Origin of the sequence: Streptomyces sp. NPDC127068, assembly GCF_042724695.1 — a bacterium.
GTDB lineage: Bacteria > Actinomycetota > Actinomycetes > Streptomycetales > Streptomycetaceae > Streptomyces.
Genome location: NZ_JBHXEN010000065.1, coordinates 1 through 21,334 on the forward strand (window position 1 = coordinate 1; position 21,334 = coordinate 21,334).

At 72.8% G+C, this 21,334-nt stretch carries 16 protein-coding genes and 1 pseudogene; 14 read left to right on the top strand and 3 right to left on the bottom strand.

Going from position 1 to position 21,334, the window contains the following annotated elements; genetic code table 11:
* The 7 genes from ACFWIA_RS30620 to ACFWIA_RS30650 all read left to right on the top strand — a co-directional run.
* Nucleotides 1–990, top strand: a 990-nt coding sequence (locus ACFWIA_RS30620; protein ID WP_387010511.1) for a phosphopantetheine-binding protein, incomplete at its 5' end; no start/stop codon positions are given.
* A gap of 77 nt (nt 991–1,067) precedes the next feature.
* Nucleotides 1,068–1,286 (top strand): MbtH family protein, encoded by a 219-nt coding sequence (locus ACFWIA_RS30625; protein WP_383759048.1) that lies wholly within the window; start codon nt 1,068–1,070, stop codon nt 1,284–1,286.
* A 93-nt stretch (nt 1,287–1,379) separates the two neighbouring features.
* A complete protein-coding gene (locus ACFWIA_RS30630; protein WP_387010512.1) occupies nt 1,380–3,956 on the top strand; it encodes an amino acid adenylation domain-containing protein in 2,577 nt (858 codons plus the stop codon).
* On the top strand, nt 3,953–4,981 hold the full coding sequence (locus ACFWIA_RS30635) for a TauD/TfdA family dioxygenase (RefSeq protein WP_387010513.1): 1,029 nt from the start codon (nt 3,953–3,955) through the stop codon (nt 4,979–4,981). Before ACFWIA_RS30630 ends, ACFWIA_RS30635 begins: the two co-directional genes overlap by 4 nt.
* A 64-nt stretch (nt 4,982–5,045) precedes the next feature.
* The gene (gene sbnB, locus ACFWIA_RS30640; RefSeq protein WP_387010514.1) at nt 5,046–6,119 is read left to right on the top strand and encodes a 2,3-diaminopropionate biosynthesis protein SbnB; all 1,074 of its coding nucleotides are present in this window, start codon (nt 5,046–5,048) and stop codon (nt 6,117–6,119) included.
* A 15-nt stretch (nt 6,120–6,134) separates the two neighbouring features.
* Nucleotides 6,135–7,139 (top strand): 2,3-diaminopropionate biosynthesis protein SbnA, encoded by a 1,005-nt coding sequence (gene sbnA / locus ACFWIA_RS30645; protein WP_387010515.1) that lies wholly within the window; start codon nt 6,135–6,137, stop codon nt 7,137–7,139.
* 496 nt (nt 7,140–7,635) lie between these two features.
* Complete coding sequence (locus tag ACFWIA_RS30650) at nt 7,636–9,090, top strand: serine hydrolase domain-containing protein (protein ID WP_387010516.1); 1,455 nt, start codon at nt 7,636–7,638, stop codon at nt 9,088–9,090.
* Here ACFWIA_RS30650 and ACFWIA_RS30655 read toward each other — a convergent pair.
* Complete coding sequence (locus ACFWIA_RS30655; RefSeq protein ID WP_387010517.1) at nt 9,006–9,875, bottom strand: CDP-alcohol phosphatidyltransferase family protein; 870 nt, start codon at nt 9,873–9,875, stop codon at nt 9,006–9,008. The genes ACFWIA_RS30650 and ACFWIA_RS30655 overlap by 85 nt on opposite strands.
* A 155-nt stretch (nt 9,876–10,030) precedes the next feature.
* Here ACFWIA_RS30655 and ACFWIA_RS30660 point away from each other — a divergent pair, with 155 nt between their 5' ends.
* The 5 genes and pseudogenes from ACFWIA_RS30660 to ACFWIA_RS30680 all read left to right on the top strand — a co-directional run.
* On the top strand, nt 10,031–11,029 hold the full coding sequence (locus tag ACFWIA_RS30660) for a zinc-binding alcohol dehydrogenase (RefSeq protein WP_387010518.1): 999 nt from the start codon (nt 10,031–10,033) through the stop codon (nt 11,027–11,029).
* 90 nt (nt 11,030–11,119) lie between these two features.
* Nucleotides 11,120–11,518: a 6-pyruvoyl tetrahydropterin synthase family protein gene (locus ACFWIA_RS30665; RefSeq protein WP_387010519.1), complete on the top strand. Its 399-nt coding sequence runs from the start codon at nt 11,120–11,122 to the stop codon at nt 11,516–11,518.
* A gap of 149 nt (nt 11,519–11,667) precedes the next feature.
* Entirely contained in the window at nt 11,668–12,738 is a 1,071-nt protein-coding gene (locus ACFWIA_RS30670) for a glycosyltransferase family 4 protein (protein WP_387010544.1), read from the top strand.
* Nucleotides 12,735–13,583, top strand: coding sequence for an SAM-dependent methyltransferase (locus ACFWIA_RS30675; RefSeq protein WP_387010520.1), 849 nt, complete (start codon nt 12,735–12,737; stop codon nt 13,581–13,583). Before ACFWIA_RS30670 ends, ACFWIA_RS30675 begins: the two co-directional genes overlap by 4 nt.
* A pseudogene (locus tag ACFWIA_RS30680) lies at nt 13,580–14,407 on the top strand (YbhN family protein); the annotation flags it as partial. The gene ACFWIA_RS30675 and the pseudogene ACFWIA_RS30680, both read left to right, overlap by 4 nt.
* Before the next feature lie 147 nt (nt 14,408–14,554).
* Here the strand turns inward: ACFWIA_RS30680 and ACFWIA_RS30685 are convergent.
* Nucleotides 14,555–15,430 carry a RibD family protein gene (locus ACFWIA_RS30685; RefSeq protein WP_387010521.1) on the bottom strand — a complete coding sequence of 292 codons (876 nt, stop codon included), beginning with the start codon at nt 15,428–15,430 and terminating at the stop codon, nt 14,555–14,557.
* On the bottom strand, nt 15,427–16,185 hold the full coding sequence (locus ACFWIA_RS30690) for a creatininase family protein (RefSeq protein WP_387010522.1): 759 nt from the start codon (nt 16,183–16,185) through the stop codon (nt 15,427–15,429). The genes ACFWIA_RS30685 and ACFWIA_RS30690 overlap by 4 nt, the downstream gene beginning before the upstream one ends.
* A gap of 88 nt (nt 16,186–16,273) precedes the next feature.
* Between ACFWIA_RS30690 and ribA the strand changes: the two genes are divergently transcribed.
* Both ribA and ACFWIA_RS30700 read left to right on the top strand, forming a co-directional pair.
* Nucleotides 16,274–17,035, top strand: a complete 762-nt coding sequence (gene ribA / locus ACFWIA_RS30695) for a GTP cyclohydrolase II (RefSeq protein ID WP_387010523.1) — start codon at nt 16,274–16,276, stop codon at nt 17,033–17,035.
* 333 nt (nt 17,036–17,368) lie between these two features.
* Entirely contained in the window at nt 17,369–21,307 is a 3,939-nt protein-coding gene (locus tag ACFWIA_RS30700) for a Pls/PosA family non-ribosomal peptide synthetase (RefSeq protein ID WP_387010524.1), read from the top strand.
* The last annotated feature ends 27 nt before the right edge of the window (nt 21,308–21,334 follow it).

Sequence of the window (21,334 nt, forward strand, 5' to 3'; positions counted from 1 at the left end):
GACCGGGCCGTGCTCTTGGAGAAGGAACTTGTCGTCGCGCCCGAGTTCTTCACTGCTGTCGCTGAACGTGATTCCCGGATCAGTGGACTGGATATACGTCTGAAGCACGGCGACTACCACAACGAGCTCACTCGCCACCGCTACGAAGTCGTCTTTCACCGGACCGGAACCGAGGCCGTTGACGCCGCTCACCTCCCACAGGTCGAGTGGACCGATGGCCTGGACCTGGCGGCTCTGCCGGTACCCGTGCGGGTCACAGGCATTCCCAACAGTCGCCTGGTCGCGGAAGTCGCCGCGGAACGCAGGCTGGACGGTTTCGATGCCCAAGACCTCGGCGTTCAAGTCGACCCCGAGGAGCTGATTCAGCGGGGTGTGGAGTTGGGTCTTCGGGTGGTGGCCACATGGTCACCCCGTTCGGTCGACCTCTTCGACGCCCTGGTTCTCGCTGACGAGACCCCCACTCTCACCGGTGTCTACACCCCGGCAGCCTCACCTAGCACACCGGTCAACAATCCCTTGGCCGCACGCGGTATCGGGACGGTAGTCAAAGCCGCCCGTGAGCGGCTTTCTCAACACCTGCCCACGTACATGGTTCCTTCGGCGATCATGGTCCTGGACCATATGCCGTTGACCCCCAACGGCAAACTCGACCGTCATGCCCTGCCCGCTCCCGACTACGCGGCCACGGCCAGCGGCCGGGCACCCCGCACCCCGCAGGAGGAGGTGCTCTGCGGACTGTTCGCCGAGGTCCTGGGCGTCGACCGGGTCGGCATCGACGACAACTTCTTCGAACTGGGCGGCCACTCCCTCCTCGCCACTCGTCTGGTCAGCCGCATCCGCAGCACGCTCGGAGTCGAGCTGCCCATCAAGGACGTTTTCGGCACCCCCACAGCCGCCGGCCTGGCCGCCTGCCTGGAGGCCACACCGCAGACGGAGGCCAAGAAGCGACCGGCATTGCGTCGGATGGCGCGGCCGACCGGAAATCCCTGACGAACCACCTTCGGGAGGCGCGGACGCGTCTCCCCGGAAACCGGTGAACCCAACCGAAACACAAGTGAGGAACAGTCATGACGAACCCCTTCGAGAACCCCGACAGCAGCTACCTCGTGCTCGTCAACGACGAGGGGCAGCACTCCGTGTGGCCGGCGTCCATCGACGTTCCCGACGGCTGGACCGTGGCCAAGACCGCCGACACGCGAGACGCCTGCCTCGCGTTTGTCGAGGAGAACTGGACGGACATGAGGCCCGCCAGCCTCGTCAAGGCGATGACCGAGTCGGGCGCCTGAGACGGCGGCAGCCGGACTCATCACCGCCGGTGGCGCCCCGAGCGCGGGGTGCCACCGGCACCGAACTCCCCTCTCATGAAGGCAGCAGGAACCATGGGCACACCGACAGACGTCGGTACGCACGGTGAATCCGGGATCGTCTCCGCCATCCCGCGCTGGCGCACCGAACCACGACATGCCGATACTCCGACGACCGAGTACGAGTGCCTGGTCCACGCAGACACGGTCCTGCGGCTCACCGCTCTCGCCGAGAAGCTGCACGTGACGCTGGACTCGGTACTGCTGGCGGCGCACGCGAAGGTGCTGGCGGCGCTTACCGGGGAGCAGGACGTGCTGACCGGATACACGGCGCCCTGTGCTGCGAGCCGCCTTCTCACGTGTGCGCTGTCGGTGGCGGACGGCGAATGGCGGCAACTTGTCCGGGCGGCCGGGCAGGCGGCGCGGGAGGCCTCGCCCGAGGGGGCGTCCCCGAGGTACGAGGTGATCCTCGACCTGTCCGCGCTCGACACCCTCGCGACGCCTTCCGGGGAGTCCTCCGTCGACCCGTGCGGTTCCGCGGCGCCGGCGCACGTCGTGCTACGTGTGGTGTTCGCCCCGGGGCCGGACGGCCTGCGGCTGCGGCTGCTGGGCCGTGACGATGTGCTCGACGTGCCCTACGCGCAGCGGATCGCCGGCTACCTGCTGACCGTCTTGGACTTGATGGCGTCCGACGACACCGCCGAGCAGCACCGCGCGCGCATTCTTTCCGCAGAGGAACTGGATTACCAGATCGATGGGTTGGCCGGCCCCCGGCGCGAGCTGCCGGACCGTCGGATGCACGAGCTGTTCGAGGACCGGGTACGGCTGCATCCCGACCGGATCGCCGCCGTGTACGACGGTGCGGAGTGGACGTACGAGAGCCTGAACCGCCATGCGAACCGCATAGCACACGCACTGCTGGAGCGCGGGCTGCAGCCCGAGAACGTGGTGGCCGTGGTCACCGGTCGGAACCTGGAGTGGCTGGCAGCGGTGCTCGCGGTCTTCAAGGCGGGCGGGGTCTATCTGCCGGTCGAGCCGCACTTCCCCGCCAATCGCATCGCCGTCATGCTCGCCCGCAGCGAGTGCCGATTCGTGCTGACCGAGTTCGGCAGCACCGCCACCCTCGACCAGGCCCTGGTCGGGCTTGGCACCCTGCCCCGGCTGTTCGTCGCCGACCTCTTGTCCCACGGTCGGGACGGCGATGACCGGGACGCCGATCCGGGCGTTCCCGTCGGGGCCGATCAGCTCGCCTACGTCTACTTCACCTCCGGTTCCACCGGTGAGCCGAAGGGCGCGATGTGCGAGCAGGCCGGGATGCTCAACCATCTGTTCGCCAAGATCGAAGACTTGGAGATCGGCTCCGAGCAGGTGGTCGCCCAGACCGCGCCGCAGTGTTTCGACATCTCGCTCTGGCAGCTGGTGAGCGGGCTGCTGGTGGGCGGGCGGACACTGATCGTCGGGCAGAAGGAGATCCTGGACGTCCGCCGGTACGTCGACACCCTCGTCGAGGGCAAGGTCGAAGTGCTCCAGGTCGTGCCGTCGTACTTGGAGGTGATGCTCACCTATCTGGAGGAGCAACCGCGCTCCCTCGGGCGGCTGCGCAGCGTCTCCGCGACCGGCGAGGCGCTGAAGAAGGAGCTCGTCGAACGCTGGTTCACCGTTTTCCCGGAGATCAGGCTGGTCAACGCCTACGGTCTGACGGAGACCTCGGACGACACCAACCACGAGGTGATGGACCGGGTGCCGGACCAGGACCGGGTGCCCCTGGGCTCGGTGGTCCGCAATGTGCGGGTGTACGTCGTGGACGAGTGGCTGGAACCGTTGCCGCTCGGGGCGCCGGGGGAGATCGTGTTCTCCGGGGTCTGCGTGGGTCGCGGCTACATCAACGACCCGCAGCGCACCGCCGCCGCCTTCGGGACGGACCCGCATCGCACGGGCGAGCGGCTCTACCGCTCGGGTGACATCGGCCGCTGGCTGCCGGAGGGAACCCTCGAGTTCCTGGGTCGACGGGACGCACAGACCAAGATCAGGGGATTCCGGATCGAGATCGGCGAGATCGAGAACCACCTGCTGCGGGTGGCGGGGGTGCGGGACTCCGCGGCCGTCGTGGCCGAGGGCCCCGACGGGGAGAAACACCTGGTCGCGTTCTACGCCGCGGACGCCCCGCTGGAGCCGGACGGTCTGCGCCGGGCGCTGGGCGAGGCGCTGCCCGCGTACATGGTGCCGCAGTACTTCCAGCATCGGGCAACGCTGCCGCTGACCGGCAACGGCAAGATCGACAAGAAGTCGCTGGCCCGGGACGCGGCCGAGGCGACCGGTGCCGTCCCGACTGCCGGTACCGCCGAGGCCGCGAGCACCGCCGCCGACGGCGACGCGCCGCGGACGGCCACCGAGCTGCGGTTGGCGGCACTCTGGGCGCAGGTGCTGAACATCCCCCTCGCCGAGATCACCCGGCACCACCACTTCTTCGACGCCGGCGGCACCTCGCTGTCGGCGGTGCGCCTGGGCGTCGCGCTCGGCGGGTCGGTGGCGCTGGAGGACATCGTCACCCGGCCGGTCCTGGCCGAACTCGCCGGGGCCATGGATGCCGTGGACCACGAGGCCGCAACCGGCACAGCCGATACCCGGCAAGGGAAGGGAGAGAGCGCATGACCCAGCCATCCGAGACGGCGACGACGGCCGCAGCCGAGTTGGACCTGGAGCTGGCCCCGGGCCGGCCGCCGATCCTGCGGGTCGCCGAGTCCGTCCCGGCCGGCCAGGTCGCCGACTGGGCCGGCGAGCGCGCCGTCGCCCTGGAGGCGGCGCTTCTGGAGCACGGCGCAGTGCTGATCCGGGGCCTGGAGGTGCGGGACGCCGCCGCGCTCGGCGGGATCGGCGAGCGGCTCTCGGGCGCGGTCGTGCCGGAGCGGGAGCCGTTTGCCCGGCGTCGCCCGCTGGGTGGCCCGGTGCACTCCTCTTTGGAGTGGCCGCCGGACCAACCGATGTGTATGCACCACGAGTTGAGCTACGCACTGGAGTTTCCCCGGCTACTGACGATCGGCTGTTTCACCGCGCCGGCGAGCGGCGGCGTCACCGGGCTGGCCGACGCCGAGACGGTCCTGGCCGAGATGCCGGAGGCGATCGTCACGCGCTTCACCGAGCTGGGCTGGGCGCTGACCCGCTCGTACAACGACCTGGTTGGCGTGCCGTGGACCGAAGCGCTCGGCACCGCCGACCCCGCGGCGGCCGAGGCGTACTTCCGGGCCGACGGAACCGAGTTCGAGTGGCAGCGGGACGGCGGGCTGCGTACCAACCAACGCCGTTCCGCGGTGATCAGCCACCCGCTGACCGGCCGGCGGGTCTGGTTCAACCAGATCGCCTTCCTCAACGAGTGGACCATGGACCCGGCGGTCCGGGAGTACCTGGTGATGCAGTTCGGTGAGGCGGGGCTTCCCTTCAACACCCGCTACGGCGACGGGTCGTCGATCGACGCGGAGACCGTCGCGACGGTCAACGAGGTCTACGAGGCAGCGACCCTGCGTGAGCCCTGGCAGGCGGGGGACGTCCTCCTGGTCGACAACATCCGAATGGCACACAGCCGTGAGCCGTACACCGGTCCGCGCGAGGTGGGCATGGTGCTGGGCGCTCCGGTGCTGCTGGCCGACTGCTCGTCCCCCCATCGGCCCGCCGCCCCGTGACCAACCACTCCGGCCGATCCACCAACCGGCCGCCCCATCCTTCCGAACGGAGCCGTCCATCGTCATGAACGGACAGATCCCCCCTTTCGCGATCCCCTCGTTCGCTGTCGTCCCCGGTGCACAGGTGCACCAGGTGCTGAGCGGAGACGAGCGGCGGGTCATCTCCCTGGTCGAGGAGGTGTACCGGGCCCACGGAGAGGGTGACTCGGTCAACCCGCCGTCCTACTTCCTGCGCTTCCCGGACCGGCCGTCGTCGCGGATCATCGCGCTGCCCGCCTCGCTGGGCGGGCAGACTCGAATCGACGGCCTGAAGTGGATATCCAGCTTCCCGGAGAACATCCACGCGGGCATCCCCCGGGCCTCCGCAGTGCTGGTACTCAACGACCGGGACACCGGCTACCCGATCGCCTGCATGGAGAGCTCCATCATCAGTGCCACCCGGACGGCGGCCTCCGCCGCGCTGGCGGCCGACCTGCTCAGCCGGGAGCGGGGCCGCCCGCGCCGGGTCGGGTTCTTCGGGGTCGGGCTGATCGCGCGCTACATCCACACCTATCTCCGGGGGTCCGGCTGGGAGTTCGAGGAGATAGGGGTGCACGACCTCGACGCCGAGAACAGCGAGGGGTTCCGCTCGTACCTGGAGCACGACGGCGACGGCGGCCGGATCACCGTCCACGACTCGCCCGAGGCGCTGATCCGGTCGTGCGACCTGGTGGTGTTCGCCACGGTCGCCGGGACGCCGCATGTGACCGATCCCGGCTGGTTCTCGCACAACCCACTGGTGCTGCACGTCTCGCTGCGCGACCTGGCGCCGGAGATCGTGCTGTCCTCGGCCAACATCGTGGACGACATCGAGCACTGCCTCAAGGCCGAAACCTCCCCGCATCTGGCCGAACAGGCCGTCGGGCACCGGGAGTTCATCGACGGAACGTTGTTCGACGTACTGTCCGGCCGGATATCGGCGCCTGCCGACCGGCCGGTCGTCTTCTCGCCCTTCGGACTGGGCGTGCTCGACCTCGCGGTCGGCAAGTACGTCTACGACCGGATCCACGAGCGCGGCGAACTCGCCGTGGTGGCGGACTTCTTCCACGATGTCCACCGCTACGGGGAGGCCGACAGGAGCGAGGGCCGCCATGTGTGAGCGGAGGCGGCTGGTATGCCGGTGATCACCTCGCCCCAGGAGTTCAACACCGAAGACCTCTACGTCGACCTGCTCCCGGTGCTCGGCCGCCGGTTCTACCTGAAGGTCGAGGGGTTCAACTTCGCGGGCTCCATCAAGCTCAAGGCAGCGGCGGCGATGGTGGAGGCGGCCGAGCGGGCGGGCCGGCTGTCCGAGGACTCCGTGCTGGTGGAGTCCTCCTCGGGCAACCTCGGGGTGGCGCTGAGCGTGATCGCCGCCGACAAGGGCTACCGCTTCGTGTGCGTGACGGACAACCGGTGCAACCTCGCCACCCGGCGGATGATGGAGGCCCTGGGCACCGAGGTGTACACGGTGACCCGGCCGGCCGAGGAGGGCGGTTTCCTGGCCGCCCGGTTCGACCACGTCCGTGCGCTGTGCGCCTCCGACCCGGGCTACGTCTGGCTGAACCAGCACGCTAACCCGTACAACTGGCGTGCCCACCAGGACAGCACCGCGCCGGCCATCGCCGACCAGTTCCCCAACCTGGACGTGCTGTTCGTCGGGGCCGGCACCACGGGCACCCTGATGGGCTGCGCCCGGTACTTCCGGGAAAGCGGGCGGCCGGTGACCGTGGTCGCGGTCGACACGGTCGGCTCGGTGACCTTCGGCGGCCCGGCGCAGCCCCGAATGGTGCCGGGGCTGGGGGCGGGGGTGCGGCCGGAGCTGCTGGACGCCTCGTACGTCGACGACGTGGTGATGGTGTCCGAGCCGGAGACCGTCCGGGCCTGCCGTCGGCTGGCCGCCGCAGGCTTCCTGTTCGGCGGCTCCACCGGCACGGTCGTCGCTGGCGCGCGGCGCTGGCTGGACGCACACCGACCGGGTGAGGAGCTCACCGCCGTGGCGATCGCCCCCGATCTCGGCGAGCGCTACCTGGAAACGATCTACCAGGAGTCCTGGGTCCGCGACGTCTACGGCGACGTCGAACTTGAGGACCGGGACGACGTCGAGTACCGCCGTCGGCTGACCGAGTCGATGGCCTGAGAGCCGGGGCGGTCCCGCACCCCCGTCGGGATCGCCCCCACCCCAGCGGTGGTTCGTTGTCGGCAGGTTCGCGCGGGCGAAGGCCGTGAGACGAAGGCGTCAACTACGGCCTGGGGAGCCCGAGACAACAAAGCGGCTACCGTCAGGCAGGTGGTCGGCCAGCGCCGGCATCGCCGGTTCCTGCTGATCTCCTGGGCGCTGACCGGCTCGCCTGGACCCCCGCCGCACGGCACAGCTCCCACGCTGAGCGCGCCTGAGTCCGTCCGCGCTGTTTCCGCAGCCGCCCGCGCGAGGGCCCACGCCGGGCCCATGGATGCCGGTCCTCCGCAGGCCGACGCCGAACGGTACGAAGCCCGGCACCGCGGCCCGACGATTGCTGCCCCGTCTCTCCGGCGCGCGCTGTGGCCGGAACGCTGTGCGCACATTGCGCACAGCGTTCCTTGATGCGTATGATGTGCGCATCGAGGAACACCGTACGCACCGAGTGGGGGCAGACATGTCGAACAACGTGAGCTGGGACGAGCAGGGCAACTGGGCCGCCAAGGGCACGTGGGGGACCCGGGACTCGGCGGGCCGGAAGCTGGACCTCGCGCACTGGCAGTCCCGGCTCGACGAGCTGCGCGCCAAGCACCACGTGCCGGCCGCCTCCCTGGCGGTCCTCGTCGACGGTGCCGTCCACGAGCTGGCCAGCGGTGTGCTCCACCGCGGAACGGGAGTGGAGGCGACGACCGACTCGGTCTACCAGATGGGCTCGATCGCCAAGATCTACACCGCCACCCTGATCATGCAGCTCGTCGATGCAGGCCGACTGGACCTGGACGCGCCGGTCGTGGACGTACTGCCGGAGTTCTCGGTCGCCGATCCCGAGGTGACCAGGATGATCACCACGCGCCAGCTGCTCAGTCACACGAGCGGTCTCACCTGCGACTTCACCCATGACAGCGGGCGCGGCGACGACTGCCTCGCCCGGTACGTCGAGGCCGCGAAGGGAGTGGCCCTGGACTGCCCGCCCGGTGAGGCGCTCTCGTACAGCAGCGTCGGGTACAACGTGCTCGGCCGCATCGTCGAGGTGCTCACCGGCAAGGTCTGGGACGAGGCCCTGAAGGACCTGCTCCTCACCCCCCTCGGGCTCGACCGCACCGTGACGCTGCCCGAGGAGGCGCTGCGGTTCCGCGCGGCGATGAGCCACCTGGGCGAGCCGGGCCGGGACCCCGAGCCGGCGCCGTCCTGGGACCTGATGCCTCGCTCGGCCGGCCCCTACGGCCGGGTCATCGCCACCGCCGGGGACCTCGCGCGGCTCGCGCGGATGCACCTCGCGGGCGGGAAGGCGGAAGACGGTAGTCAGGTGCTCTCCGAGGAGGCCGTCGCGCTGATGCAGCGCCGGGTCGTGGACTCCCCGGACCGGTGGTCGGTCAGCGCCGACGGCTGGGGTCTGGGCTGGACCCTCTACGACTGGGACGGCGTCCAGGGCTACGGCCACGACGGCGCCTCCATCGGACAGTACGGCTACCTGCGCGTCGTCCCGTCGGCGGGCGTCGCGGTGGCGCTGCTCACCAACGGCGGCGGGGCGCGCGAACTGTACGCGGCGCTCTACCGGGAACTCCTCGCCGAACTGGCCGGGGTGACGATGCCGGACGCCTTCGCCCCGCCGGCCACGCCCCCCGTGGTCGACTTCGCACCGCTCGTCGGCACGTACCGGCGCGAGGGCGTGGTCATCACCGTGACCGAGCGGGACGGTGCGGGCCACCTGCTGTACGAGTTCGTCGACGGCATGAAGGACTTCTCCGACCCCTTGGAGATCGATCTGGTACCGGTGACGGAGACGGTCTTCGCCGGCACCGGCGTGGGCGCGGCGTTCAGCGAGGGCTACATGCCCGTCACCTTCTCCACGCTGCTGGACGGCACCGGTTGCGTGTACATCGGGATGCGCTGCGGCCCCAAGGTCGCGTGACCCGGCCGCGCCCGACCGAGCCGGGGCGGCGCCTCGGCTCGGGGCAAGGGGGCGGCCCCGGGCCGGTCCCCGAACCGGTACAGCCACCCCACGTCCCGGCCGAACGACCAGGTCAGCGCGGCCAGCGCGGTCAGGAGCAGACCGGCGCGCACGAGGTGGGGCAGGAACGGCGCGGTGGCCAGCAGCAGGGCGATCCCCTGGAACGCGGCCACCGCCTTGCGGCCCGTGCGCGGCGGCAGGGGAGCGCCCAGCCAGCGCAGCCCGCGGGCGGCCACCACGAACGCGTAGCGCATCGCGCCGATCAGCAGCACCCAGGGACCGAACCGCACCGCGGCGTCCACGCTCAGCACCAGGATCAGGACCGCGTCCACCTCCATGTCGAACCGGGCGCCCAACGGCGTCGCGGTACCCGTGCGTCGGGCGACCCTGCCGTCCACCGCGTCGAGGACCAGGGCCACCGCCGTCAGGGCGAGCAGCGGGAGCACCGGGCGCGCGCCCCCGAACGCCTCTGCCACCAGGGCCGTCACCCCGCCGACCAGAACCGTCCGCCCCAGGGTGACCCGGTTCGCCGGGCCGAGCCGGTGCGCGCCGGACCGGTCCAGCGCACGGGTCAACACGACCCAGCTGCCGGCCCCGAAGGCGAGCCCCGCCAGCCACCCCGCCGCGCCCAACCCGACCGTCGCACCGAGCAGGGCCAACAGCAGCACCTGGGCGCCCGCACCGATCGCCGCCTCGTGCCGCGGCGCCGGGAACCCCCGTCGCCCGCAAGCCTGGTTCAGGTCCATCGCGCACCTTCCTCCCCGGTGACAGGGCTGACTCCCGCCGCGTACCGTGTCGCGGTCTCTGCCTCAGTACGCGGGGCGTCGGGGGATCGTTCACCCCCACGGCGGTGCTCCTGCACCCGCCCGGCCCCGCGCCGCGACCGACGACAGGAGCGCCCGTGACACCGCGCACCCCGCCCCGTACCGCCCGCGCCTACTGGCTGACCGCCCCCGGGCAGGGGGAGATCCGCAACGTGCCGCTGCCCGAACCGGGCGAGGGGGACGTCGTCGTCCGGACCCTGTACTCGGGGGTCAGCCGGGGGACCGAGACGTTGGTGTTCCGCGGCGGGGTCCCGGCCAGCCAGCACACCGCGATGCGGGCCCCGTTCCAGGACGGGGACTTCCCGGCGCCGGTCAAGTACGGGTACCTCAACGTGGGACGGGTGGAGGCGGGACCGGCCGGACTCCTCGGCCGCACGGTGTTCTGCCTGTACCCGCACCAGACCCGGTACGTCGTGCCCGCCGGTGCCGTCACGCCCGTGCCCGACTCCGTGCCCGCCGCCCGCGCCGTGCTCGCCGGGACCGTCGAGACGGCGGTCAACGCCCTGTGGGACGCGGCCCCCCTCGTCGGGGACCGGATCGCCGTCGTCGGCGGCGGAATGGTGGGGGCCTCGGTCGCCGCGCTGCTGGCCCGCTTCCCCGGCGTACGCATCCAACTGGTGGACGCCGACCCGGGCCGGGCCGCCCTCGCCGAGGCGCTCGGCGTCTCCTTCGCCGCGCCCGGGGACGCCCTCGACGACTGTGACCTCGTCGTCCACGCCAGCGCCACCGAGGAGGGGCTCACCCGCTCCCTGGAACTCCTCGGCCCCGAGGGCACCGTGCTCGAACTCAGCTGGTACGGGGACCGGAAGGTGTCCCTGCCGCTCGGCGAGGCGTTCCACTCGGGCCGACTGGTGGTGCGCGGCAGCCAGGTCGGGGCCGTGGCCCCCGCCCGCCGCTCCCGACGCACCTTCGGGGACCGGCTGGCCCTCGCCCTCGACCTGTTGGCCGATCCCGTCCTCGACGCGCTCGTCTCCGGCGAGTCGGCCTTCGACGACCTCCCGCGGGACATGGCACGGATCGCCTCCGGGGAGCTGCCCGGCCTGTGCCACCGGGTCGTGTACGGGGGCGACGGGTGAGAAGTCACGCTGCCTGAACAATTCGCGCGAGGAATCCGTAGAAGGGGGCGAGCCCCGGCACCGGACCGGTACGCCGTACCTGGAGGGTCCTTGTTCAGCATCACCGTTCGCGACCACCTGATGGTCGCCCACAGCTTCCGCGGCGAGGTCTTCGGCCCCGCGCAGCGACTGCACGGCGCCACGTTCCTCGTGGACGCCACCTTTCGCCGTACCGCCCTGGACGACGACGGCATCGTGGTCGACATCGGGCTGGCCGCCCGCGAACTGGGAGCAGTCGTCGCGGAGTTGACGTACAGAAACCTGGACGAGGAGCCGGCGTTCGCCGGCGTCAACACCTCGACCGAGTTCCTGGCCCGGGTGATCGCGGACCGGCTGGCCGAACGGGTGGGGGCCGGCGCCCTGGGAGAGGGCGCCCGGGAACTGTGCGGCATCAGCGTCACCCTCCACGAGTCCCACGTCGCCTGGGCCAGCTACGAGCGTGCACTGTGACCCCGGCCCCCGCACCGACCCCGGCCCACAGCTCCGCCCCGCACCCGCACGGCCCGCACGGCCCGCCCCCCGTGGTGCCGATCGAGGTCCGCGGCCCCGCGACGCCCGCCGCGCTCAGGCCGACCGAAGCCCGTCCGGTGCACTTCGTGATGCCCGGCGGGGTGGACGACCCGGACACCCCCAGCGGCGGCAACACCTACGACCGACGGGTCAGCCTGGACCTGTCGGGCTTCGGCTGGGACGTCCGGGCCCTCGCCGTCCCCGGCACCTGGCCCCGCCCCGACGCCCTGTCCGTGGCCCAACTCGCCCACCTGCTCGCCGGGTTGCCCGACGGCAGCGTCGTGCTCCTCGACGGACTGGTCGCCTGCGCGGTGCCCGAGGTCCTCGTCCCCGAGGCCGAACGGCTGCGGCTCGCCGTGCTGGTGCACCTGCCGCTCGCCGACGAGACCGGACTCGACCCCGCGACCGCGACCGAACTCGACGCCCTGGAGCGCACCACCCTGCGCGCCGTCTCCGCGGTCATCGCGACCAGCGACTGGGCGGCCCAACGACTGGTCAACCACCACGGCCTGGCCCGCCGCCGGGTGCACGTCGCCGCTCCCGGTACGGACATCGCCCCGCTGGCCACCGGAACCGACGGCATCTCCCAGTTGGTGTGCGTCGCCTCGGTCACCCCGCGCAAGGGCCAACACCGGCTGGTCCGGGCCCTCGCCAGCGTCGCCGACCTGCCGTGGACCTGCGTCTGCGTCGGCAGTCTCGACCGCGACCCCGCCTACGTCACCAAGCTGCGCGCCCTCATCGCCCACCACGGGCTCACCGACCGGATCGGGCTCGCCGGTCCGCAGACGGGGGCGGCGCTCCACGCCAGCTACGCGAGCGCCGACCTGATGGTGCTCGCCTCCCGCACCGAGACCTACGGCATGGCCGTCACCGAAGCCCTGGCCCGGGGCGTCCCCGTGCTCGTCAACGACGTCGGCGGACTGCCCGAAGCGGTGGGCCGCGCCCCCGACGGCGCGCTGCCCGGAGTGTTGCTGCCGCCCAGGGACCCCGCCGCGCTGAGCACCGCGATCCGCCGCTGGTTCGACGAGCACGACGAACGCCAACGACTCAAGGCGGCGGCCCGGCAGCGGCGGACCTCGCTCGACGGATGGGCGACCACCGCCCGCAGCCTCTCCGGGGTCCTCGAACAACTCCGCCGCGACAGTTGGAGCACCCCGTGACGAGGACCGCCCCCGATCCGACGGCGTTCACCCCGCAATGGCTCGCCCTGCGCGAACCCGCCGACGCCGAGGCCCGCTCGGCCGCCCTGCTCGGTCCGCTCCGGGCCCGGCTCGGGCACCGGGCCACCGCCGGCGCACCCCTGGTCGTCCACGACCTGGGCTGCGGCACCGGGGCCATGTCCCGCTGGCTGGTGCCCCGACTGCCCGGACCCCAGCACTGGATCCTGCACGACCACGATCCCGACCTCGCCCGACGGGCCGCCGAGGGCATGCCCCCGTCCGCCGCCGACGGCTCCCCGGTGACCGCGGTGGTCCGGGGCACGGACGTGGGCCGGCTGTCGGCGGCCGTGCTCGCCGACGCCTCGCTGGTCACGGCGTCCGCGCTGCTGGACATCCTGACCGCCGAAGCCGTCGACGCACTGGCCGCCGCCTGCGCGGCGGCCGGCTGTCCGGCCCTGCTGACGCTCTCCGTGCTCGGCCGGGTGGACCTGACCCCCGCCCACCCCGCCGACGCGGAGGTCACGGACGCCTTCAACGCGCATCAGCGCCGCAGCGGGCTGCTCGGCCCGGACGCCGTCCCCTTCGCCACCGATGCCTTCGCCCGCCAGGGCATGACGGTCCGGGTCCACGCCAGCCCGTGGCGGCTCGCGGCCGGCTCGCCCCTGCTCGGTGAGTGGCTGCGCGGTTGGGTCGGCGCGGCTCGGGAGCAGCGCCCCGACCTGGCGGGCCGACTGGACGACTACCTCGCCCGTCGGCTGGCCGCCGACGCGGCCGGCGAGCTGCGGGCGACCGTCCACCACGCGGACGTCCTGGCCCTCCCCAGGAACCGGGACACCACGCCGTGACCCCCGCCCCGAGCACGACCGGGTCCCGTCGCCGCGGGCTGCGCAGACACGCGTCCTCGCTCGCGGGCGCCGCCGTACTCGCCGCGCTCCTGCGGTACCTCGACACCGCAGCCCTCGCCGCCGCGCTGGACCGCATCGACCCCGCCACCGTGCTCGCCGCCCTCGGCATCGGGGCGACGACCACGCTGCTCAGCGCCAGCCGCTGGTGTCTCGTCGCCCGCGCGCTCGGCCTGGGACTGGAGCTCGGGCGGGCCGTCGCCGACTACTACCGCTCGCTGTTCCTGAACGTGGTCCTACCGGGCGGGGTGCTCGGCGACCTCGACCGCGCACTGCGCCACGGCCGGGACAGCGGCCACCCGAGCCGTGCCGTCCGCGCGGTCGTCCTGGAACGGGCGGCAGGACAACTGGCCCTGTGCGCGGTCGGCGTCGGCGTGCTGCTCGGCCTCCCGTCCCCGGTGGCCGACCGGGCCCGCGCCCTCGCCACCGGTCCCCCCGCGCTGGCCGCCCTCGGGGCCGGCCTCCTCGTCCTCGGTGCGGTGGTGGCCGCAGGTCCGCGGGCCCGACGGCTGCGTTCGGCGTGCGCGGGCGCGTGGCGCGTCCTGTGCGCGCCCGGGGTACTCGGTGCCTCGTTCGCGGCACTGGCCGGACACCTCTGCCTGTTCTGGCTCGCGGCGCGCGTCACGGGGGTGAGCGCACCCCTCACCGTTCTGCTCCCGCTGATGGTCCTCGCCCTGCTGGCGATGTCGCTCCCGTTGGGCGTCGGCGGGTGGGGGCCCCGCGAGGGCGTCACGGTGTGGGCGTTCGCCGCCGCCGGACTCGGCGCGGGGCACGGTCTCGCCGTGTCCGTGGTGTACGGGGTACTGAGTGCCGTCGCCGCGCTGCCGGGCGCCGTGGTGCTTCTCTCCCGCAGGCGCACGGAACGCGTCCCCCACTCCGGTACGCGCGCCGGCCCCCGTACGCGCCCCCGCGCCCTATTGACCGGTCGGACTGGTCGGACTGGTCGGATCGATGGGACCGGTCGGAACGGTGAGGTCGAACTCGAAGAGCGTGTCCTCACCGAGGAACGCCCGCCGCAGCGGCGGGCGCCGTGCCGCACGCATCACGTCCGGACCGTCGAACCGCAGCCCGGGAACCCCGTCCCCGAGCAGGACCGGCGCCACCGTCACGTACAGCCGTTCCAGTGCGCCCGCGTGCAGGAAGCGGGACACGGTGACGCCGCCCCCCTCGACGAGCACCCGCCCCAGTCCACGCCGGTTCAGCACCTCGACCAACCGCTGCGGGGCGAACGCCTCCCGGTCGGGCAGCCACACCACGGTCACCCCCTCGGCGACGAGGTGCGGGGGCCTCCCGTCCGGACCGACCAGCCACAGGGTGGGTGCCGATCCGTCGGTGAAGACGTGTCGGTCGGCGGGGACCCTGCCGTGCGGGTCGAGTACGACGCGCACGGGATGGGCCCCCTCGCAGGCCCGGACGGTGAGCCGCGGGTCGTCGGACACCGCGGTGCCCGCTCCGACCAGCACGGCGTCGGCCAGCGCACGCAGCCGGTGCAGATGGCGGCGGTCCTCGTCGCCGGTGACGTAGTCGGCGTCGCCGGTCCGGGTGGCGATGAACCCGTCGACGCTCTGGCCGAGTTGGGCGAAGGCGAGGCGTGGGCCGGCGAGACAGAGCGGGAGGTAGCGCGCCACGAGATCCGTGGCCGCTGCCGTCGCGGGTCCGTCCCAGCACCAGGTGCCGTCGGACCGTTCGACGAGCCCGACGCTCCGGGCGTGCGCCGGGGTGCGGACGGTGAGCAGTCGTCGCCAGGCCGAGGAGCCGGTCAGCGCGCCGGCGGAGGAGGTCCCGTTCACGGTGCGTCGCCCCCGATGCTCTGCGCCAGCAGCGCGTGGTGGGCGCCGAAGGAATCCGTCAGCGACTCCAACAGCGCCTTCCCCTTGGCCGCCGTGGCACGGGACGGCCGGCCGATGACACCGGACTTCGTGTAGGCGCCCATGCCGAGGGTCAGGAGGTGCGCGCGATCGCCCGCGCAGTGGTCGGCGGACGCGTGGCCCGGGCGCAGGAGTTCCGGATGCGTGTGCAGCAGGATCGACGTTTCGATCTCGCCCGCGTGCATGTCGTCGTGGGCGGAGGTGACGATGCCGGCGGCGGCACCGGCGGACCTCCAGTCCGCCGGGCCGGGGAACAGGGACATGCGCGTCCCCCGGGCGGCGGACTCCTGAACCGTGTTGCGCAGCACGTAGTTGCCGCCGTGACCGTTGACGAGTGCGAGCGCGTGCACCCCGGAGTTCCGGAGCGAACGGGAGATGTCCTCGACGACGTGGTGGAGGGTGACCGCGGAAATGCTGACCGTGCCCGGCCAGTCGGCGTGTTCGTGGGAACACGAGACGGTGAGCGGAGGAAGGAGGAGGACCGTGTGGGAACCGGCGATCCGATGAGCCAGTTCGTTGGCTATCAACGTATCCGTGGTCATCGGGAGGAAGGGGCCGTGCTGTTCAAAACTACCGATGGGAAGGACCGCGACGACGGCGCCGCGTTCACGTATCTCCTCGGTCGTGCCCGTCGGTAGGAAAGCGACGGCGTCGTGACCTGATGTCGGTTTAGTCATTTCGCTCCTGTGGAATTCCGCTGGACGGCAGGAGCAGCGTACGCGCCCCGGACCAACTCCGGTCGACGGGGACGGAAATGAGTGGTTGATGAGGTTCTTGACGACGTTTTCCCGCCCCCGGAGGCGGGTGCCGGCGGCCGAGTTCGACGGGGCGACCGCGGCCTTCCCGAAGGCCGTCAACAGCCCCCGGGAGGGTTCCGGCGCCTCGCTCGGCACGCGAACCGCCGTTCCCCCGGACGGTGTCGAACGGGTCGTGGAGGTGCGCCTTTCCACCGAGTACGGCGAGTTCACCGCCGTCGGCTACCGACCCGGCGACTCCGGTGCGGAACAGATGGTCCTCGTCCACGGCGAGCCCGGCGGGGAGCACGTGCTGACCCGGTTGCACTCGGAGTGCCTGACCGGGGACGCGTTCGGATCGCGGCACTGCGAATGCGGCGAGCAGCTCGGGGCCGCGCTGGAGGCCATAGCGGCGGAGGGGGCCGGCATCCTGGTGTACCTCCGCGGCCACGAAGGGCGCGGGATCGGGCTGGTCGCCAAGCTCCAGGCGATGCGTCTCCAGGCGGAAGGGCTGGACACGGTCGAGGCGAACCTCGCCCTGGGGCTCCCCGTCGACGCCCGTGACTACGCGGTGGCGGCCCGGATGCTGGGCGACCTCGGGGTGCGTTCGGTGCGACTCCTTTCCAACAATCCGCGCAAGGGGGAGTCGCTGCTCCGGCACGGTATCGGGGTCAGCGAACGCGTACCGCTGCTCATACCGCCGCACGCCGAGAACCTGGCCTACCTCCGGGCCAAACGAGAACGCCTCGACCACGTCCTGCCGCACCTCGACCGAATGGCCGGACCTTCCTGACGGTCGGCTTTCGGAGCAGGGACTCCCGCACATCGAGGTGGGCCGTTCCGTCGTTTTCGTTCCGGCATTCGGGTGCCCGTTCCGGGCGGCTGTTCCCGGGGCTCCGTGCGGTTCCCCCTTCACCTCTCCTCGGATTCACCAAGGGGCTCCCCGGATCGTGGGCGCAGGCCGTGTCGTATTCCGTCCGCTCTTGAATCCCTTTCGCAGAGAGGAATTCCCTCGACGCCATTAGGCTGTGCCTGGTCGTCCAGTGATGGACCGCAACGAACCGGGCGGGTCGCAGGGTGTGCCGACCGCCCGGGAACCGCTCCGGGAGCGAGACGCGAGGACCCGATGGCAGCCACGACACCGGCCACGACCCCGGGGAACCACGGCCTCGTCGTCGGGCGGGAACACTCCCCGTCCACCGCGCCGGGGGCGGGCGTCCCGGCCGTCCTCACCGCCGGCCCCGCGGCCCCGGCCCGCACCCTGATCGACGTGCTCGACGCGTCCGTGCGCCGCCACCCCGGGGAACCCGCGCTGGACGACGGCACCACCCGACTCACCTACCGGGCCCTGGCCCTGGAGGTCGAGCGGCTCCGGCGCCGCCTCACCGAAGCGGGGGCGGGGCCCGGCACCCGGATCGGGGTCCGTGTCCCGTCCGGCACCAACGACCTGTACGTGGCGATCCTCGCCGTCCTGGCCAGCGGAGCCGCGTACGTACCCGTGGACGCGGAGGACCCCGACGAACGGGCCGAGCTGGTGTTCGCCGAGGCCGGCGTACGGGCGGTGATCGGCGCCGGCCACCACCTCACGCACCGCGTCCCGCTGCCCGGACGCGACCCCACCGGACGCACCGCGCCCGCACCCCGACCCGCGCCCGCGCACGACGCGTGGATCATCTTCACCTCCGGCTCCACCGGCACCCCCAAGGGCGTGGCCGTCACCCACCGCTCCGCCGCCGCGTTCGTCGACGCGGAGGCCGCCCTGTTCCTCACCGACGACCCGATCGGCCCCGGGGACCGGGTCATGGCCGGACTGTCCGTCGCCTTCGACGCCTCCTGCGAGGAGATGTGGCTCGCCTGGCGCCACGGCGCCTGCCTGGTCCCCGTACCCCGCTCCCGGGTCCGCGACGGCGTCGACCTGGGACCCTGGCTGGCCGCCCAGGAGATCACCGTCGTCTCGACCGTGCCCACCCTCGCCGCCCTGTGGGAACCGGAGACCCTCACCCACGTCCGGCTCCTCATCTTCGGCGGGGAGGCGTGCCCGCCGGAGCTGGCGCAGCGACTGGTGACCGAGGGCCGTGAGGTGTGGAACACCTACGGGCCCACCGAAACCACCGTCGTCGCCTGCGCCGCCCTGCTCACCGGCGCGGAACCCGTCCGGATCGGCCTGCCCCTCAACGGCTGGGAACTCGCGGTCGTCGACGACACCGGGCGGCCCGTACCGATGGGCGCCACCGGACAACTCGTCATCGGCGGCGCCGGACTCGCCCGCTACCTCGACCCCGTCAAGGACGCCGAGAAGTACGCACCGCTCGACTCCCTCGGCTGGCCGCGCGCCTACTGCAGCGGTGACCTCGTCCGGGCCGAACCCGAAGGACTGGTGTTCCTCGGCCGGGGCGACGAGCAGGTCAAACTCGGCGGCCGACGCGTCGAGTTGGGTGAGGTCGACGCCGCCCTGTCCGCGCTGCCCGGCGTCACCACCGCCGCGGCGGCCGTCCGCACCGCCCCCGGCGGCAGCCGACTCCTCGTCGGCTACCTCGTCGTCGCGGACGACTGGGACCGGACCGCGGCCCTCAACCGGCTGCGCACCGAACTGCCCGCCGCCCTGGTGCCGTTGCTCGCCCCGGTGCCAGGGCTGCCCACCCGCACCTCCGGCAAGGTCGACCGCGACGCCCTGCCCTGGCCACTGCCCGGGCTCCCCCGCGAGGCCCCCGCAGGGACGTTGTCCCCCGCCGAAGCCTGGCTCGCCGAGCAGTGGAGCCGGGCCCTCGGCGTGCCCGTCACCAGCCGCGACGACGACTTCTTCGCCATCGGCGGCACCAGCCTCGCCGCCGCCCGCCTCATCACCCGACTGCGGAGCCGCTACCCGACGGCCGCCGTCCTCGACGTCTACCAGCAGCCCGTGCTGCGCACCCTCGCCCGACGCCTGGAACGGTCCGCCCGCGTCACCGCCGCCGCCCGCACCGTCGCCCCCGTGCCCCGGCGCGCCCAGGTCCTGCAAACCCTGCTGCTGCTCCCCCTGTTCACCGTCACCGGGCTGCGGTGGAGCGTGGCGCTGTTCGCCCTCGGCAACGTCCTGCACTCCCTCGGGCCCTATCCCTGGGCCCCCACCGCCCCCTGGTGGCTGGTCCTCGCCGCAGCAGCCGCCCTCTTCACCCCGCCCGGCCGGCTCGCCCTCGCCGCCGGCGGCGCACGGCTGCTGCTGCACGGGGTGCGCCCCGGCACCCACCCGCGCGCGGGCTCCGTCCACCTGCGACTGTGGACCGCGGAGCGCCTCGCCGAGCACACCGGCGCCACCGCCCTCACCGGTGCCTGGCTCCAGCGGTACGCCCGTGCCCTGGGCGCCCGCATCGCCACCGACGTCGACCTGCACTCCCTGCCCCCCGTCACCGGACTGCTGCGGCTCGGCCGGGGCTGCGCCGTGGAGTCCGAGGTGGACCTCTGCGGCCACTGGCTGGACGGCGACCGACTGCACATCGGCACCGTCCGGGTCGGCGCCGGAGCCGTGATCGGCACCCGCAGCCTGCTGTTCCCCGGCGCCCGGATCGGCAAGCGCGCCGAGATCGCCCCCGGCTCCGCCGTCACCGGTCGGGTGCCCGCCGGGCAGCGCTGGGCCGGGGCCCCCGCCGTCAAACTCGGCAAGGCGAAGCGCGACTGGCCCCACACCCGCCCGCCCCGCTCCCCGCACTGGCGCGCCATGTACGGGGCCACCGGCTCGGCCCTGCTCCTGCTCCCCCTGCTCCCCACCCTGCCCGCGCTCCTCGTCGCGGGCGCGTTCATCGACCCGGCAGCCACCCTGCCGGAGGCCCTGGACGACGCCCTGCTCGCGGTCGTCCCGGCGGCGCTGGCCTTCGGCCTCGGATACGCGCTGCTGCTGCTCGTCGCCGTCCGGCTGCTCAACCTCGGCCTGCGCACCGGCGTCCACCCCGCCCACAGTCGCACCGGATGGCAGGCGTGGACGGTCACCCAGCTCATGGACCTGGCCCGCGACACCCTCTTCCCCCTGTACGCCGGGTTGATCACCCCCGTCTGGCTGCGGCTGCTCGGCATGCGGATCGGTCGGGGCGCCGAGGTGTCGACCGTCCTCGCCCTGCCCAGCCTCACCACCGTCGGCGAGGGCGCCTTCCTCGCCGACGACACGCTCACCGCCCCGTTCGAGCTCGGCGGCGGCTGGGTGCGCATCGGCCGCGCCCGGATCGGCCGCCGGGCCTTCCTCGGCAACTCCGGCATGACGGCACCCGGCCGCCGCGTTCCGGACGGCGGACTCGTCGGCGTGCTGTCCGCCACCCCGAAGAAGGCCAAGAAGGGCAGCTCGTACCTGGGGCTCCCCCCGGTCCGGCTGCCGCGCGCCACCGAGGACGGCGACCACAGCCGCACCTACGATCCCCCCGCCCGACTGCTGTGGGCGCGCGCCCTGGTCGAACTGTGCCGCCTGGTGCCCGTGTTCCAGTCGGTCGCCCTGGCCGTACTGACCCTCGCCGCGCTGAGCGCCCTCACCTCCGCCCTCGGCGCCTGGACCGCCGTCGCCCTGTCCGGAGCGGTCGTGCTCGCCGCGGGCCTCGCCGCCTGCCTGGTGACGGTGCTCGCCAAGTGGCTGCTCGTCGGACGGCACCGGGCCGGTGCACACCCGCTGTGGAGCGGCTTCGTGTGGCGCAACGAACTCGCCGACACCTTCGTGGAGGTCGTGGCGGTGCCCTGGCTCGCCGGCTCGGTGCCCGGAACGCCCCTGCTGACGCTCTGGCTGCGGGCCCTCGGCGCCCGGATCGGCCGGGGCGTCTGGTGCGAGAGCTACTGGCTGCCCGAGACCGATCTGGTGACCCTCGGCCTCGCCAGCACCGTCAACCGCGGCTGCGTCCTCCAGACGCACCTCTTCCACGACCGCATCCTGCGGACCGACACGGTGGAGCTGCGGGCGGGCGCCACCCTCGGGCCGAACGGGATCGCCTTGCCCGGCAGCACCATCGGCGCCCGCACCAGCGTGGGGCCCGCCTCCCTCGTCATGGCCGGCGAGTCGGTGCCCGCCGACTCCCGCTGGCTGGGCAACCCGATCGAAGCGTGGCGGCCCTGAACGGCCCGCCGCCGCACCACCGGCCCC